This is a genomic window from Microbacterium algihabitans (assembly GCF_032464975.1).
Lineage (GTDB): Bacteria > Actinomycetota > Actinomycetes > Actinomycetales > Microbacteriaceae > Microbacterium > Microbacterium algihabitans.
Genome location: NZ_JAWDIU010000003.1, coordinates 361042 through 376954 on the forward strand (window position 1 = coordinate 361042; position 15913 = coordinate 376954).

Genomic DNA, 15913 nt, shown 5'->3' on the forward strand with positions numbered 1-15913 from the left:
GATCAGAGGGATGCCACGGCGGCGGCCTCGACGGCGAGGCCTGCGCGGTAACGGTCGAGGTAGGTCGAGAAGCCGGCGACGTTGGCGGGCTCGGGGACGGCGGTGACGATCGGGGCGGTGGCGAACACCGTCTCGCGCAGCCACGTGTCGAGGTCGCGGCCGGAGTCGTCGGCGACGTACGCCGCGAGCACGGCCATGCCCCACGCCCCGCCCTCCGACGCCGTCTCGGCGACCGCGACGGGGGCGTCGAGGGCGGCGGCGAGGAAGCGCTGGGCGACGCCCGCCGTGCGGAACATGCCGCCGTGGGCGTACATCTTGTCGAGCTGCACGCCCTCGCCGTGGAGTACGTCCATGCCGAGCGCCAGGGTGCCGAACACGCCGTAGAGCTGCGCGCGCATGAAGTTCGGCAGCGTCAGGCGGCTGTCGGGGGTGCGCACGACCAGCGGTCGGCCCTCGTCGAGACCCGCGATGGGCTCGCCCGCGAGGTGGTTGTAGGCGAGCAGTCCGCCGGCGTCGGCCTCGCCGTTCAGCGCCGCCTCGAACAGCGCCGCGTAGGTGGCATCCGGGGTCACCGGGGTGCCGGCGGCGGCGGCGAACGCGGTGAACATGTTCGCCCACGCGGCCAGCTCGCTCGCACCGTTGTTGCAGTGCACCATCGCGACCGCATCACCCGCCGGCGTCGTGACGAGATCGAGCTCGTGGTGCACCTCGGTGAGCGGGCGTTCGAGCACGACCATCGCGAAGATGCTCGTGCCGGCGCTGACGTTTCCGGTGCGGGGAGCCACGGCGCAGGTCGCGACCATGCCGGTGCCCGCGTCGCCCTCGGGGGGAGCGAACGGGATGCCGGGGCGCAGGGTCCCGCTCGGGTCGAGCAGCGTCGCGCCCTCGTCGGTCAGCGCGCCGGCGGCGGTGCCGGCCACGAGCACGCGCGGCAGCAGGTCGTTCAGCGCGGGCACGCGACCTGCGGCGAGCGCGTCGTAGCGCGCGACGAGCTCGGCGTCGTAGTCGCGGGTGGCGGAGTCGATGGGGAACATGCCCGAGGCATCGCCCACGCCGAGCACCTTCTCGCCGGTGAGCTTCCCGTGCACGTACCCGGCGAGGGTGGTGAGGAAGCGGATCTCGGGCACGTGGGGCTCGGCGTCGACGACGGCCTGATGCAGGTGCGCGATCGACCAGCGGAGCGGAATGTTCACGCCCAGCAGCTCGGTGAGCTCGGCGGCGGCGACACCGGTGTTGGTGTTGCGCCACGTGCGGAAGGGCGCGAGCAGCTCGCCGTCGGCGTCGAACGCGAGGTAGCCGTGCATCATCGCCGAGACACCCATCGCGGCGTAGCGCTCGGGCGCGACGCCGAAGCGCTGCTGCACGTCGGCGATCAGTGCCGCGTAGGCGGACTGCAGGCCCGACCACACGGCATCCAGCGAGTAGGTCCACAGCTTGTCGGCGTAGACGTTCTCCCACTCGTGGGAGCCGGTGGCGAGCACCTGGGCGTCGGGGCCGATCAGGCACGCCTTGATGCGGGTGGAGCCGAGCTCGATCCCGAGGCTGGCGCGGCCTTCTTCGAGCAGTGCAGTGATCTGCGCGTTCATCGGCGGTCGTCCGTGCTCTGTCCGTAGACGTTCTGGTAGCGGTTGTAGAGGGCGTCGATCTTGTCCTGCGGGATCGGGATGAGCGGACCCGCCTCGCGCGCGATGTGCACGGTGCGGGCGACGTCTTCGAGCATGACGGCGGCCTTCACGGCGTCCTTCGCGTTCGTGCCGATCGTGAAGGGGCCGTGGTTCTGCATGATCACGCCGCGCGAGCGGTGTCCGCGCAGGGTCTCGACGATGCCGCGGCCGATCGAGTCGTCGCCGATGATGGCGAAGGGACCGACGGGGATCGGGCCGCCGAACTCGTCTGCCATCGCGGTGATGACGCAGGGGATCTCTTCGCCGCGGGCGGCCCAGGCGACGCCGTAGGTGGAGTGCGTGTGCACGACCCCGCCGACCTCGGGCATGTTCCGGTACACGTAGGCGTGCGCCGCGGTGTCGCTCGAGGGGCTGCGCTCAGAGCCGGGGGTGCCGGGGATCGCGTTGCCGTCGAGGTCGCAGAGGATCATGTTCTCGGGGGCCAGGTCGTCGTACGAGACGCCCGAGGGCTTGATGACGAACAGGTCGGCGCCGGGAACGCGGCCCGAGACGTTGCCGCCGGTCCAGACGATGAGGTTGTAGCGCACGAGCTCGGCGTGCAGTTTCGCGACGTCGGCGCGGACGGCGTCGATCGCCTCCTGCACCTCGGGTGCGAACGTGGCGGCAGCGGACACGCGTGTCTCCTTCGACGGGGTCGGGTGGGGCCGGGTTCGATGTTACCGGTAACATCGCGTCTTGGCGAGGGGCGGATGTCGGCGGCCGGGCTGACCCCGAGAGCAGCCGTGCAGCGACGTCGGTGCAGAACTCCGGAGATCCGCGCCGCCGGTTCCGGTCGAACGCCGAGGTCGCCGGGCTGAGGAAGCCGCGCCGGCGAGTTCTTCCGGAGTTCGGCCCGGGGGCCGACCGCTCAGCGCGGCGAGGCCGTCGACGCGCGAACCACCAGCACCGGTTCGGCCGGGGGCGCCGACGACTCGCCCATCACGGCCGCGACCGCGTGCGCGGCCTCGCCTTCGACGTCGAGGCGCACGGTCGTGAGCGCGGGGGTGTAGAACGCGGCATCCGGGTTGTCATCGAATCCCGCGATCGAGACATCGGCCGGCACCGCGAGCCCCCGGGCGGTGAGCCCCCCGATGAGACCGAGAGCCATCTGGTCGTTGGCGACGGCGACGGCCGTGACCCCCTCGCGCACGCGGGCGGCGACGGCCTCGGAGAGCGCGAAGCCGGATGCCGCGCTCCAGTCGCCCTCCGCGCGATCGACAAGCTCGAGGTCGAGGCGGGCGACGGCGTCTGCGACCCCCGCCGTGCGGGCGAGGGATTCGCGCCAGTCGGAGGGACCGGCGACCTCGATGATCCGACGGTGTCCGAGGTCGGTGAGGTGTTCGACGACGAGCGCGGCCGCGTCGCGCTGGCGGGCCCCGGATTCGCCGTACAGCGGCACGATCGGCACGTCGAAACCGTCGAGGGCGGTGGCGCCGTGGGCGGCGACCAGCACGATGCCGTCGACCCCCTGATCGAGCAGGTGGCGCACCGCGGCGTCGATGTCGGCCGGGTCGTCGGAGTCGGTGTATGCGGTCGAGATCCACCGTCCCCGGGCCCGCGCGGCCCGTTCGAGGGCGGCGATGCCGGCCGCGGGTCCGTGCAGGACAGCGTCGGATGCCACGACCCCGACCGTGCGCGTGAGGCTCGTGCCCAGCGCACGGGCGGCGTTGTTGACCCGATAGTCGAGGGTGGCCACCGCGTCGAGCACGCGCTCGCGGGTCGCTTCGCGGATGCCCGGATACCCGTTGAGCACGCGAGAGACGGTCTGCGTCGAGACCCCCGCGGCGGCGGCGACCTCGCGCACGCCGATGCGCTTGCCCCCGACCTCGCCGCTCATGGTGACTCACAGTAGCGGGGGACGCACCTCCTCCGAGCGGGGCGGGGTGCGAGAGCCGACACGTGAAGGTCACCCCGCCCCCCGAACAGCCGAATGCCCCGGTCCTGTGGGGTGGACCGGGACATTCGGGGCCGGTCACTCGAAGTTGCGGTGGCGGGCGACGAGGTCGTGGAACTTCGCTCCCGTGCGACGCACGAGCATGAGGTAAAGCACGTCCCAGAAGATCCAGAGCGACTGCTCGAACAGGCTCCCCATCGCCTGAATCGTAGGCACGAGGCCGCTGGGGTCTTCGGCGCCGTAGGTGTGGGCCGGGACTGTGAGGACGATATCGGCGAGCTGAGCGGTCAGGCCGTCCGGCACGGCAGTGGCGACCAAGAGCGTCGCCCCGGTCTTCTTCACCTGTTCGGCGATGTAGTGCAGGTGCGGGATGTTCGCCGGCCCCGAGGGCATGATGAACAGATCGTCCGCGGTCACGGCGGGGGTGGTGTCGTCCCATCCCCAGTGCACGGTCTTGCCGAAGTGCGTCAGCCGCATCGCGAAGGCCTTGGAGCCGAGTCCCTCCCGCCCGATCCCGAGCACGAAGATGCGCTGGTGCGTCTCCAGGGCGTCGAGGGCGGCCCCGAGATTCTGCTCCGGGACGCGGCTGAACACCTCCCCGAGCTCCGCGACGACGGTCGAGCTGATCTCCTGGAATTCCGACATGAACGGTCCTTTCTTTCGTCCGCGGGGTCAGTGCGTGTTCGTCCGGCCGCCCCAGCGACCGACGAGCAGGGCGAGGAGGATGACCGCGCCGTAGACGGCGTTGATCCAGAAGGTGGGCACGCCGGCCAGGGTCAGGACGTTCGTCAGAGTACCCAGCAGCAGCACGCCCAGGAGCGCGCCGACGATCCGACCCTGTCCGCCGTTGAGCTGCACGCCGCCGATGACGGCCGCGGCCAGGGCGCTGAAGATGAGGTTGTCGCCCATGCCGCTGGTGACCGACGCGAGACGCCCGGCGAGCATGAGACCGGCGAAGGCGGCGAGCGCGCTGGCCACGACGAACGCGGTGATGAGCACGGCGTCCACCCGGATGCCGGCGGCCCGGGCCGCGTCGGCGTTCCCGCCGATCGCGTAGAGCGCACGACCCCAGGCGGTGTAGCGCAGCACGAGGGCGGCGACGAGGAACAGGATGCCGGTGATCCAGATTGCGGCGGGGATGCCGACCCAGCGAGCCGAGCCCACGTAGCGGAAGGCCTCGGGGAGGCCGGCGAGGGTCTTCCCCTGGCTGACGCCGAGCGTGATGCCGCGCAAGAGGATCAGCATCGCCAACGTCACGATGAAGGGATCGAGTTTGACCTTCACCACGAGGAAGCCGTTGATCAACCCGATCACGACACCGATCGCCAGGGTGACGAGGATCGCGAAACCGGGACCGATCTCGGATCCGAGTCCGCCCGTCACCGCGGGCACCATCAGCCATGCGGCGACCATCGGGGCGAGGCCCACGGTCGACTCCAGCGAGATGTCGAGCTTGCCGGTGATGAGGATGAACGTCAGACCGATGACGACGATCCCGAGCTCGGCGGACTGACGCAGGATCAGCGTGAGGTTGGCGGCGGAGAGGAACGCGGGGCTGACGACGGCTCCGACGATCGCGACGATGATGAGGCCCGGCAGGACGCTCAGCTCGCGCACGTTCTTCACGACGGAGCGCACCACGGGGTTCGGGGCGCTGACGGGGGTTCTGACGACGGTGGTTCGCACGGTGTTCACTCCAGGCCTTCGATGGCTCGAACGATGTCTTCTTCGGTGGGGTCGGCGAGTTCGGACGAGATCCGTCCCTCGCGCATGATCAGGACGCGGGGGCTGACGAGCAGCTCCTCGACGTCGTCGGAGATGAGGATGACCGCGACACCGTCGGCGAGGGCTCGCAGCATCAGGGCGTAGATGGCGTCCTTCGCCGCGATGTCGACACCCGCGGTGGGCGAGATGAGCACCAGCACACGCGGGGATCGCGCGAGGGCGCGGGCGAGCACGACCTTCTGCTGGTTCCCCCCGCTCAGTCCGGACACGGCGAGGCGAGGGTCCGGCGGGACGAGGGCCACGTCGTCGATAAGCGTCCGCGACATCTCGGTCTGCGCGCGCGGCGAGAAGAAGCCCCGCGGCGCCAGCTGGTCCATGACGCCCATCGTCATGTTCTCGGCAACGCTCAGCTGCGGGACGTAGCCGTCCTTGTGCCGGTCGGCCGGGACGAATCCGATGCCGGCCCGCTGACTCGCCTTCACGTCTCCCGTGCGGATGGGCTCCCCGGCGACGATGATCTCTCCGCCGCCGAGGGACCGGAGTCCCGCGATGGCCTCGCCGACCGAGTACTTACCCGACCCGCCCACGCCGCCGATGGCGATCAGCTCGCCCGGGGCGACCGAGAGGCTGACGTCCGTGAACGCCCCCTCGCGATCCGTGGCGCCGCGCAGCTGCACGGCGGGTCGTGCGTCGAGGGCCGGGGCGGCGTTCTCGGCGCGGTGCCGACGCTGCTCCTGGCCGGCGAGGAGCGCGTCGACGAGGTCGTCGGAGCGGATCTCGCCACCCACGCGCGACCAGAGCAGTTTGCCGTCGCGCAGGACGGTTGCCGAATCGCAGATCGCGGTGACCTCCCGGAGGAAGTGGGAGACGAAGACGAAGGTGACGCCGGCCTCCTGCAGTTCCTGCACCTTATCGAACAGCCGCCGGATGGCCGCGCCCTCGAGCTGGACCGTGGGCTCGTCGAGCAGAACGATGCGTGTGCCCGCCTCGAGCGCCTTCGCGATCGTGAGCATCTGGCGCTCCTCGATCGGGGCGTCCGCGAGCAGCAGCTTGGGGTCGAGACGGATGTTCCACGCGTCGAGGATCCGCTCGGCCTCGGACTGCATCTTCGTCCACGACACGCGCGCTCCCGTGGTGGGCAGACGCCCCGCGAAGAGGTTCTCCGCGATGGTGAGGTTCGCGAAGACCGAGGGCCGCTGGTAGACGCAGGCGACACGCTGCTGCCAGGCTTTCGGATCGGATGCCGGGGGAGCGGCCTCCCCGAAGAAGCTCACCGTCCCGGTGTCGGGCGTCTCGAGGCCCGTGATCATGCGCAACAGGGTGGACTTGCCCGCGCCGTTGCGTCCGATCAGGCCGTGGACCTGGCCGGGGAGGATCGAGACGGAGACGTCTTGGAGGGCCTTGGTCGCACCATAGGTCTTGCTCACGCCGTCGATGCGGATGGCAGGCACGGTGGTCGTAAGGGTGGTCATGACGTCTCCGTCTCGCTGGGGTGATGGCCGGATTACTTGCTGACGCCGAACGCGTCGAGGGCGAACTGCTTGTTGCCCCAGAGGTTCGGGTCCTCGACGTTGTCCTTGGTCACGACGGGCGTGGGCAGCAGGTCGACGAGGTTGCCGTTACGCTCCTCGATCGTGCTGCCGTGATCGGTCGCCCCCGCCTGGAACGTCTCGCCCTTGATGGCGCGGGTGAGGTAGTCGACGCCGTAGTCGATGTAGTCGGTCATGGGCTGGGCGACGGCGGCATCCAGCCATCCGTCGCGGATCGCGTTCATCGCCATCGGGCTGGCGTCGACCGAGACCTGCACGATGTGGCCCGACTGCCCCGCGGGCACGAGCTTGCCGGCCGACTGGAGCGTGTCGAGGATCGTCGGGAAGAAGGTGGCGTCGCTCTGGTTGTAGATGCCCGCGACGTTGCCGTACTGGTTCAGCGCGGTCTCGATTCCGGATGCCGCCTTCGCGGGGTCCCACTCGGTGGCGACGTTCACGAGCTTGACGCCCGGGTACTTCGACGCCATGCAGTCGTTGAACCCGTTCGTGCGGTCGCGACCGTTCGAGGTGACCGGGTCGCCGTCGAGGGTGACGACGACAGCGTCGGCGGCGACGCGCTTGCCCATCTCCTCGCAGGCGAGCTCGCCCATCTGCACGTTGTCGGCGCGCACGATCATGGCGATCTTGCCGGAGGCGGGAGCTTCGTCGATGGCGACGATCGGAACGCTCGAGTCGTTGGCGTACTCGATGGCCGGGACGATCGCGTCGGCGTCGCCGACCGAGATGACCAGGCCCTTGGCGCCCTTGTTGATGAGCGTCTGGATGTCGGTGATCTGCTGTGCGGCGTCGCGGTCGGCGTTGGTCGCCGGGATGGTGGCGTAGCCGAGCTCGGCGAAGCGCTCCATGGAGCCGACGTTCTCGGCGTTCTGGAACGGGTCGGTGTGCGGCTGCGAGTAGCTCAGCGGGGTGTCGGCCGGCTCGCCGGCGCCGGAGCCGGCGTCGCCGGATGCACCTCCCGCGCATCCGGCGAGCAGCAGCGCGCCGGCGCCGAGGAGGGCGAGTCCGGTGATGGGTGAAGTTCGCATGCGTACTTCCTCTCTGAAGTGCAGAAGCCTCTGGGGTAGATGGCGGTTTCGCTGTACAGGGCCGAAGCCCTGCCCGTATCGTACGTCTTGTACGTACAGAATGTACAGCGCGAATCGAAAGATGCAAACGACGAAAGGTCGGGGGTTCGCGGGATCGGGTATCCGCACCGTCTGTACAGTCAGAACCAAACGTACGACGAAGGCGCGACGATGCGCACGACGACGAGGAGGATCACGTGGTGCACACGATCGAACGGGTCTCCCCCGTGCCGTACTACGAGCAGCTCTACGAGATCCTGCGCGAGCAGATCGCTCAGGGCGAGATCGCCGAAGAGGAACGACTGCCGAGCGAACTGGAGCTGTGCCGTGAGTTCGGACTCTCGCGGGCGACGGTGCGGCAGACATTGACCAAGCTCGAGAACGACGGCTACGCGCACCGCATCCCCCGCCGCGGGGTGTTCGCGAGCATCCCCGGTCAAACGGCGGGGTGGACCGTCCAGGAAGGGTTCCTCGAATCGCAGCTGCGGCACGGACGGACCGGCATCACGACCACCGTCGTGCACACGGGCTACGTCACCCCCGAGACCCACGTCACGGATGCCCTGCGCGTCGACCCCGACACCGAGGTGTTCGCGCTGGAGCGCGTCCGCGCGCTCGACGGACGCCGGGCCATGTACAGCACGAACTGGTTCCCCCGCGACGTGGCACGGACGATCGCGAGCGAATCGGGCGTGCTCGATGGCTCGGCCTCGCTCAACAGCCACCTCCGATCAGCGGGCTTCATCAGCAGTGGCGCGCAGCGGGTCATCCACGCCCTCGCCTCACCGGACGCGGTCGCCGCTCACCTCGACGTCGAACCGGGCCACCCCGTGCTGCGCGTGCGCTCCTCGTCGTGGGCGGCCGATGGAACACGGTTCGATTACTACGAGACGTGGGTGCTCACCGACGTCATCCCCCTCGAGGTCAGCGTTTCGGCCAGCTGACCGGGCTCATCCCAGCATCCCGCTGACGAAACCCCCGAGCGCGTCGACCGGGTCGGGGGTCCACCCCCGCGCGGTCGCCGCCAACAGGGCGGCCCCCACGGCCGTGACCTCCGGCTCGAGGACCGGCACCGCCGGGGCACCGTTGACAGCGGCCTTCAGCGCGATCCACCCGGGAGAGCGCACCCACCCCCCGGCCATACGGACCTCGGCCACCCCGCCGACATCGTGACGCACCGCGTCCACCGCGTCGCGGCCGGCCACGGCGAGCGCCCCCAGCACCGCGGAAGCACGGGCCCGAGGATCTGCCGGAGCATCGACGGCGTACGACGGCTGCCCCCCGCCCCGCTGCCCCGGAACGAACCAGCCCGACTCCCACACCGGGAGCGGCTCGGCCCGTCCGATCAAGAGGTGCCTGATCGCGCGGGCCACCTCGGCATCGCGCGAGGCCCACTGCACGTTGCGCGCCAGTTCCTCCACACGCAGCAGAGTGCTGCCGCTGGCACGGATACCGGGAGCGACATCCACGTGGTCGTCACCCCGCACCCGCGAAGAGGCCGACTGCGCGACCACCACCTCGGCCGTGCCCATCGAATCCAGCACGGCGCCCGGGACCATCAACTGCACGCCCCACCCTCCGATCGGGTGATCGTGGCCGCCCGCCACGGCGATGGCATCCGAGGTCACGACCCCCGCCGCGCGGAGCGCCGGCGACACGATCTCCCCGACCACGTCCCCGGTCGCGACGACGGGCGGAAGAAGACGCTCGTCGCCGAGGGTCAGAGTCACACGGTCGTGGGCCCAGGCGCGCTCACCGCTGCGCCACGCGGCCGTGCGCGGCGCCAGCGTGTCGCTGAGGAAGGCGCGGCCCGTCCAGGAGACGGACGGAAGATCGGTGAGGGCGATCCATGCGGCGGCGCGATCGGCGCCCGCCTGCGCGCGAGCCCACCTCCAGCCGACGAGCGAGCGAACCGGGTCGGTGTCGACGTCGAAGGTGTCGTCGCCGACCAGCTCGGGGCGCAGAGCGTCGAAGACGGCGTGACGGCGCGGGTCGAACCACGCCAGCGCGGGGGTGAGCGGGCGCAGCCCGGCATCCACGAGCACGCCGTCCTCCCCGATGCCGGCGACGCACAGGGCGTGGATCACGCGGCTGTCGCCGCAGACTTCGACGACCATGTCCTCGATCGCGAGCACCAGGGCGGCCGCGTCGACGGCGAGGTCGGTTCCGGCACGGCGGGTGGGACGGCTGGCTCGAGCGACGACCGCCCCGTCGGCGGTGACCGCCACGACCTTGGTGTTGGTGCTGCCGACGTCGATGCCCACCGCGACGGGGAGGCGTGCGCGCAGGGTCACCGTCGATTCCTCCCGGGGGTCGAGGACGAGCGCCCTCCCCTCGACCTTAGCGGCGTCGATCAGACGCGCGCGGGCGCGGGGGCGGGTGCACTCGCGAGGTGGCCGAGGGCGATCTGCGCGTCGTGGTGCTGCCTGACGATCTGGGGCGCGGGGGGCGCGGGGGCGACGGGCGACGTCTCCACCGACCAGAGGGGGAAGGAGCCGGTGAGCGCGGCCGCCGCCTGCATCGCGGCGCCCTTCGCGACGTACTCGTCCGCGGTCGGCACGCCCAGGGGAAGGTCCACGAGCTCTGCCAGCACGCGCTGCACGGCCGGGTTCTTCGCCGCACCGCCGATGACGAGCAGCCGCCGGGAGTGCACCCCGCACGCCGCGAGCGCGTCGAGCATCGCGACCTGGCTCGCCACCGTTCCCTCGACGATCGCACGCGCCATGTTCGCTCGCGTGAAGTTCGACAGACTGGCACCGAGCAGCGCCGCCCGCGCGTGTGGAAGGTCGGGCGTGCGCTCGCCCTCGAAGTACGGCAGCAGCGTCAGCCCCTCCGCCCCGGGTGAGGCGGTCAGCGCCAGCTCGGCGAGTTCATCGTGCGTGCACCCCAGCAGCTCCGCGCCGACCTGCAGGTTCCGCGCCGCATTGAGGGTCGCGACGATGGGGAGATGATCACCGGTGGCGTCGGCGTAGCTGCAGACGTAGCCCGCGTAGTCGTGGACCGGAGAGGACGTCCTCGCATAGACAACACCCGACGTGCCCAGGCTGAGTACGGCGTCACCCTCTTCGAGTCCGAGCGCGAGGGCTGCGGCGGCGTTATCTCCGCTGCCGACCCCGATCGGAAGGCCCGCGGGGATGCCGGGAAGTCCCGCGGCCGTGACTCCGGCCCGGTCCAGGGGGCCGAGGATGACGGGCAGCACGACCGGTCGACCGAACGCGTGAACGAGGAGATCGGGGGTGTACTCCCCCGTCTCGCCCGACCAGTACCCGGTCCCCGACGCCTCCGACCTGTCCGTGACGAGGTTGTCGACCCCGCCCGTCCCGGGGCCGAAACCGCGCAGGCGCCACGTGAGCCAGTCGTGCACGACCGCGATGGCCGCGGTGCGGGCCGCGGCATCCGGGAACTCGTCCCGCAGCCAGCGCGCCTTGACCACCGTGTCCGAGAGCGTGAGGGGCAGGCCGGTGCGCCGGATCCAGGTGTCGCGGCCGAGCTCGGCGTTCAGCGCGACCATGTGCGGGTGCGAGCCCACGTCGTTCCAGAGCGGGGAGGCCGCGACGGGCGTGCCTGTCTCGTCGAGGAAGATCGGCGTGTGCTGCTGACCGCTCACCGACACCGCGAGCACGTCGTGCAGTCCTCCGGCCGCGCGCACGGCCTCGAGGAGCGCGTTCCACCACACCTCGGGGTCGACGATCGTCTCGACCGGGTGGGAAGCGGATCCCTCGCGGATGCAGACCCCCGTGTCGAGATCGCGCACGGTGACCTTGCAACTCTGCGTGGACGAGTCGATACCTGCGACGAGCCTCATCGCTGCGCCTTTCGTTCGGAGGACGCTGCCGCGCTCACGCCGGCATCGCCTTGAGGTGTTCCCACCGGGCCGCGGTGGCCGCAGCCCACTGCCGCAGCCGCCGGTGGCGTTCCGCGTCGGGAGAGACGTCATGCGGGAGGGAGGTCTCCCACGGCCGCCGGACCCCGTGCGCGAGCGCCTGCGCTCCGCGGGAGACGACCTCGTCGACCCCGGCGACGCTGACGGGAACCCCGAGCAGGTCGGCCTTGAGCTGCACCCAGAGGGGATTGGATGCCGCCGGCCCGATGACCTTCACGCGGTCCAGTTCGCTGCCGAAGAGGCCCCAGACGTCCGCAAACTGGCGGACGAGTCCGAGTAAGCAGCCGAACACGAGCTCGAGCGCGGTCGTGTCGGTGCCCACCCCGGCGATGGCGCCTCGCGCGGTCGCATCTTTCTCGGGGGGCGGACTGCCACGGAAGCGCGGCAGCACCAAGGGGATCCGATCGAGATCGAGCCGCCCGGAGAGATAGGTGACATGCGCCTGGTCGATGAGCGCCCGCGCATCCGCCTCCTCGACGGCGAGGAGCGTACGCAGCGTCGCGAAGGCCGATCCGCCCGTCGGGATCGACGCGAACAGCGTGTAGAGCTCCCCGTCGCAGGCGAGACCGCCCGCGATCTTGGTCGCCGCGGTCGCGGCATCCGTTCGGGGTTCATCCAGGAGCGTGAGGATGCCCTCCGTGGTCCCGGTGGAATCCAGCATCTCGCCCGGCTGCAGGTCGGCGCCGACGCCCCCGACCATGTGGTCGTGACCGGCGACGTGGACGGTCACCTCATCGAGACCCCAGGCACGGGAGACGGCGGGGTCCATCGCGACGCCGTGAGACGCCGGCCGCAGGGGCGGGAAGACCGCCGGATCGACGCCGAAGAGGGCGCAGACCTCGCGCGAAGGGCGCCGCTCGCGCAGGTCGAGGGCCATCGTGCGACTCGCGAGCGAGGGCTCGGACCAGCGGCGCCCGGTCAGATGCGCGGCGACGAACTCCGACACGTTGAGCCAGAGGGCGTCCGCGCTGTCGGAGTGGGCCAGCGCCCAGGCCACCTTCGACAGCGCGTAATTCGCATTGACGGGCAAGCCGGTTACGGCGTACACGCGTTCCCGATGGGCGGGGGTGATGTCGCGCAACAGGGCGGCGCCACGCTGATCGTGCCAGAGGATCATGGGCGAACGCAGCGAGAGGTCGGGGCCGACGAGCCCCCCCGATTCCCCCACGCCCGCGAGCGCGATCCGCTGCACCGATCGACGCAGCGCCGGATCGAGGTCCGCCACGAAATCGCGCACGGCATCCAGCAACGCCTCGACGTCGTAGACCTCGCCGATCCCGTCGCCGACGGTGGGGGTCGCGACGCGGCGAGAGACGAGCAGGGCGCCGTCGCCGTCGAACACGCACAGCTTGACGCTCGTGGTGCCGATGTCGACCGTGATCGTGGGGGTCATGCGCGTCAGAGGGAAGGGTTGAGCATGCGGATACGACGCTCGACGACCTCGGAGATCGCCGCCACCGCGTCGAGGGAAACCCGGATGAGGGAGTTCTCGTTCGGGTTCGCGGCGTACGCCTCGCCGAAGCTGCGGATCATGGCGTTGCGCAGATCGCTCGCGACGTTGACCTTGACCACACCGAAGTCCGCCAAGCGGCCGAGCTGCTCCTCGGGCAGCCCCGAGCCGCCGTGGATCACGAGGGGAACGGAACTCGCCGCGCGGACGCGCTCGAGGAGATCGAAATCGATGCGCGCGTTCGGCGCATACCCGTGCACGTTGCCCACCGACACCGCGAGCATGTCGCAGCCGACGGCCGCGGCGAAGTCGGACACCTGTGCGGGGTCTGTCGTGCTGGCGAACTCGGGGGCGACATCGTCCTCCTTGCCGCCGATACTGCCGAGTTCCGCCTCGAGCGCGATCGAGGCACCGCACATGCGCCGCGCCGTCGCCGAGATCGCGGTGTTCTCCGCAAGAGGTTCCTCGGAGGCATCGATCATGATCGAGGTGAAATCGGCGGCCAGAGCCGCTTCGACGGCCGCGAGCGACTTGCCGTGGTCGAGGTGCAGGGCGACCGGCACGGTCGTGTCCGCCAGGCGCCGCGCGACCATGTCGTACACGTACTCGTAGCCGGAAAGCTTCACGTTCGTCGGAGCGACCTGGATGAAGGTCGGCACACCGACCTTCTCGACAGCATCGATGATGCCCATGGTCGTCTCGATGTTCGTGGTGTTGAACGCCCCCGCCACGAGCCCACGGGCCGTGCAGTGCTGGATGACGTCGTGTCCGCTGACCAAAGGCATGGGCAGTCCCTCCGTTGTGGTGACGGAGGCGGGACGGCGAGGCGTCCCGGGTCGATCCGTCCGCGGTCCCTTCCGCGTTGGATGTCAGCGTAGTGCGCAACGTCCATATCGTCCAGTCTGTACGTACAACATGGACGACGGTGATCGACCGACGCTCGAGGATGCGACCGACGACCGATCACACGCACCGGGGACGGAGCGCAACGCGCGCGGAGGAAGAGGCGGAGCCCGCCGCTGTCGCGACCCCTGCGCGGCGGACGGATGCGCGGGCGCACGGCGATCGAATCGGGGGGGGGAGCCGCTCCGGGGGAGCGCTCCCGCAGAGAGTCCGCCGACGCCCCCCTTACAAGACGCCGACGGACCCGCCTCTACTTTGGCCTATGAGTGCGCTGTGTCACTACTCCGTCGCGCGCAGAGCCGCCACCACGTCGTACCGCTCGCGGATCTCGGGGCGGTGGTCGGGCTCGACGGCCCGCGTGGTCGATACGGTCCACTCGACCGGTCCGCCGACGAGCACGCCCGCCGCCTGACGGGCCGCGCCGAGCGCGACGTACTCACCTGCGGCCGGGACGACGATCTCGGCGTCGAACACCTGCGCGGCGATGCGGGCGACGCCCTCGTTCGCGGCGGCACCGCCGATCAGCAGCACGCGGCGCACCTCGACACCCTGCGCCTGGATCGCCTCGAGCCCGACGGCGAGCCCGCTCAGCATGCCCTCGATGGCGGCGCGCGCGAAATTCGGGCGGTTCGTGGATGCCAGGGTCAGGCCGGTCAGCGAGGCCTGCGCGTGCGGCAGGTTGGGCGTGCGCTCGCCCTCGAACCACGGCACGAGCACCACGCCGCCGGCACCGGGCTCGGCCTCGAGGGCCAGGGCCCCGAGCTCGTCGTGGGACACGCCGAGGAGCCCCGCGAAGGCGTCGAGCACCCGGGCGGCGTTGAGGGTGGCCACCAGGGGCAGGAAGCGCCCCGTGGCGTCGGCGAAGCCGGCCACCGCGCCCGTCGCATCGCGGGCCGGGGTGTCGGTGACGGCGAACACGGTGCCCGAGGTGCCGAGCGAGACGACCACGTCGCCCACGCCCGCGCCGAGGCCGAGCGCCGCGCCGGCGTTGTCTCCCGCCCCGGGGCCGACGAGGGCGCCGCCGGGCAGCGTCCCCGCGCTCTCCCACGGACCGAGCACGCGCGGCAGCACGGCATCGTGCCCGAGGGCGCGTCGGAATAGGTCGAGGTCGTAGCCGTCGGCGCCCCAGTACGCGGTGCCCGAGGCGTCGGACCGGTCGGTGACGAGCTCCTCGAGAACGGCGTTGCCCGGGCCGAATCCGCGCAGACGCCAGGTCAGCCAATCGTGGGGCAGGGCCACGGCGGCGACGCGCGCGGCGTTGTCCGGCTCGGCGTCGCGCAACCATCGAAGCTTGGTGCCGGTGAACGAGGCGACCGGCACGGCACCCGTCCGCTCGGCGAACGCCTCAGCGCCCACCTCGTCGATGAGGTCGCGCGCGGCCTGCGCCGACCGGGTGTCGTTCCAGAGCAGGGCGTCGCGGATGACGGCCCCCTCGGCGTCGAGCACGACCATGCCGTGCTGCTGACCCGCGATCGACACCGCGGCGACATCGTCGAGACCGCCGGCCTGGGCGATGGCATCCTGAAGCGCTTTCCACCACGCCTCGGGATCGACCGACGTGCCGGCGGGGTGCGACGCGCGCCCCTCGCGCACGACCTTCCCGGTCTCGGCGTCGACGACGACGACCTTGCACGACTGCGTCGACGAGTCGACTCCCATGACGAGCGCCATGCTCTGCCCTTCTGTCCGCCGCGCCTCCGTCGGCGCGGTCCGAGTTGTCTGTGTTGCGGGGTGCGGCCCCGTGGCGCCGAGGCCCCCGTCTCGCCCCGCCCTCTTGAGT

At 70.9% G+C, this 15913-nt stretch carries 13 protein-coding genes; 1 reads left to right on the forward strand and 12 read right to left on the reverse strand.

Annotation, left to right across the window (positions count from 1 at the left end; genetic code table 11):
- Nucleotides 1-2: 2 nt before the first annotated feature.
- From RWH43_RS11405 to RWH43_RS11435, 7 genes are all read right to left on the reverse strand, one after another.
- The gene (locus RWH43_RS11405) at nucleotides 3-1586 is read right to left on the reverse strand and encodes a xylulokinase (protein ID WP_316001531.1); all 1584 of its coding nucleotides are present in this window, start codon (nucleotides 1584-1586) and stop codon (nucleotides 3-5) included.
- On the reverse strand, nucleotides 1583-2299 hold the full coding sequence (locus tag RWH43_RS11410; protein ID WP_144785930.1) for an L-ribulose-5-phosphate 4-epimerase: 717 nt from the start codon (nucleotides 2297-2299) through the stop codon (nucleotides 1583-1585). The genes RWH43_RS11405 and RWH43_RS11410 overlap by 4 nt, the downstream gene beginning before the upstream one ends.
- A 233-nt stretch (nucleotides 2300-2532) precedes the next feature.
- The gene (locus RWH43_RS11415) at nucleotides 2533-3501 is read right to left on the reverse strand and encodes a LacI family DNA-binding transcriptional regulator (RefSeq protein WP_316001532.1); all 969 of its coding nucleotides are present in this window, start codon (nucleotides 3499-3501) and stop codon (nucleotides 2533-2535) included.
- Nucleotides 3502-3636: 135 nt separating this feature from the next.
- Nucleotides 3637-4203: an SIS domain-containing protein gene (locus RWH43_RS11420; protein ID WP_230704984.1), complete on the reverse strand. Its 567-nt coding sequence runs from the start codon at nucleotides 4201-4203 to the stop codon at nucleotides 3637-3639.
- A gap of 27 nt (nucleotides 4204-4230) precedes the next feature.
- Entirely contained in the window at nucleotides 4231-5253 is a 1023-nt protein-coding gene (locus RWH43_RS11425; protein ID WP_230704983.1) for an ABC transporter permease, read from the reverse strand.
- Complete coding sequence (locus tag RWH43_RS11430) at nucleotides 5250-6755, reverse strand: sugar ABC transporter ATP-binding protein (protein WP_316001533.1); 1506 nt, start codon at nucleotides 6753-6755, stop codon at nucleotides 5250-5252. Before RWH43_RS11430 ends, RWH43_RS11425 begins: the two co-directional genes overlap by 4 nt.
- A gap of 32 nt (nucleotides 6756-6787) precedes the next feature.
- On the reverse strand, nucleotides 6788-7858 hold the full coding sequence (locus tag RWH43_RS11435; protein ID WP_230704981.1) for a sugar ABC transporter substrate-binding protein: 1071 nt from the start codon (nucleotides 7856-7858) through the stop codon (nucleotides 6788-6790).
- A 236-nt stretch (nucleotides 7859-8094) separates the two neighbouring features.
- Here RWH43_RS11435 and RWH43_RS11440 point away from each other — a divergent pair, with 236 nt between their 5' ends.
- Complete coding sequence (locus RWH43_RS11440) at nucleotides 8095-8841, forward strand: GntR family transcriptional regulator (RefSeq protein WP_230704980.1); 747 nt, start codon at nucleotides 8095-8097, stop codon at nucleotides 8839-8841.
- Nucleotides 8842-8847: 6 nt separating this feature from the next.
- Here RWH43_RS11440 and RWH43_RS11445 read toward each other — a convergent pair whose 3' ends face one another.
- From RWH43_RS11445 to xylB, 5 genes are all read right to left on the reverse strand, one after another.
- Nucleotides 8848-10191, reverse strand: coding sequence for an FGGY family carbohydrate kinase (locus RWH43_RS11445; RefSeq protein ID WP_316001534.1), 1344 nt, complete (start codon nucleotides 10189-10191; stop codon nucleotides 8848-8850).
- Nucleotides 10192-10250: 59 nt separating this feature from the next.
- Nucleotides 10251-11702 carry an FGGY family carbohydrate kinase gene (locus RWH43_RS11450; RefSeq protein WP_230704978.1) on the reverse strand — a complete coding sequence of 484 codons (1452 nt, stop codon included), beginning with the start codon at nucleotides 11700-11702 and terminating at the stop codon, nucleotides 10251-10253.
- A 34-nt stretch (nucleotides 11703-11736) separates the two neighbouring features.
- Nucleotides 11737-13173 carry an FGGY-family carbohydrate kinase gene (locus tag RWH43_RS11455; RefSeq protein ID WP_316001535.1) on the reverse strand — a complete coding sequence of 479 codons (1437 nt, stop codon included), beginning with the start codon at nucleotides 13171-13173 and terminating at the stop codon, nucleotides 11737-11739.
- A gap of 5 nt (nucleotides 13174-13178) precedes the next feature.
- Entirely contained in the window at nucleotides 13179-14015 is an 837-nt protein-coding gene (locus RWH43_RS11460; protein WP_316001536.1) for a class II fructose-bisphosphate aldolase, read from the reverse strand.
- Nucleotides 14016-14412: 397 nt separating this feature from the next.
- On the reverse strand, nucleotides 14413-15804 hold the full coding sequence (xylB, locus tag RWH43_RS11465; RefSeq protein WP_316001537.1) for a xylulokinase: 1392 nt from the start codon (nucleotides 15802-15804) through the stop codon (nucleotides 14413-14415).
- Nucleotides 15805-15913: the final 109 nt, after the last annotated feature.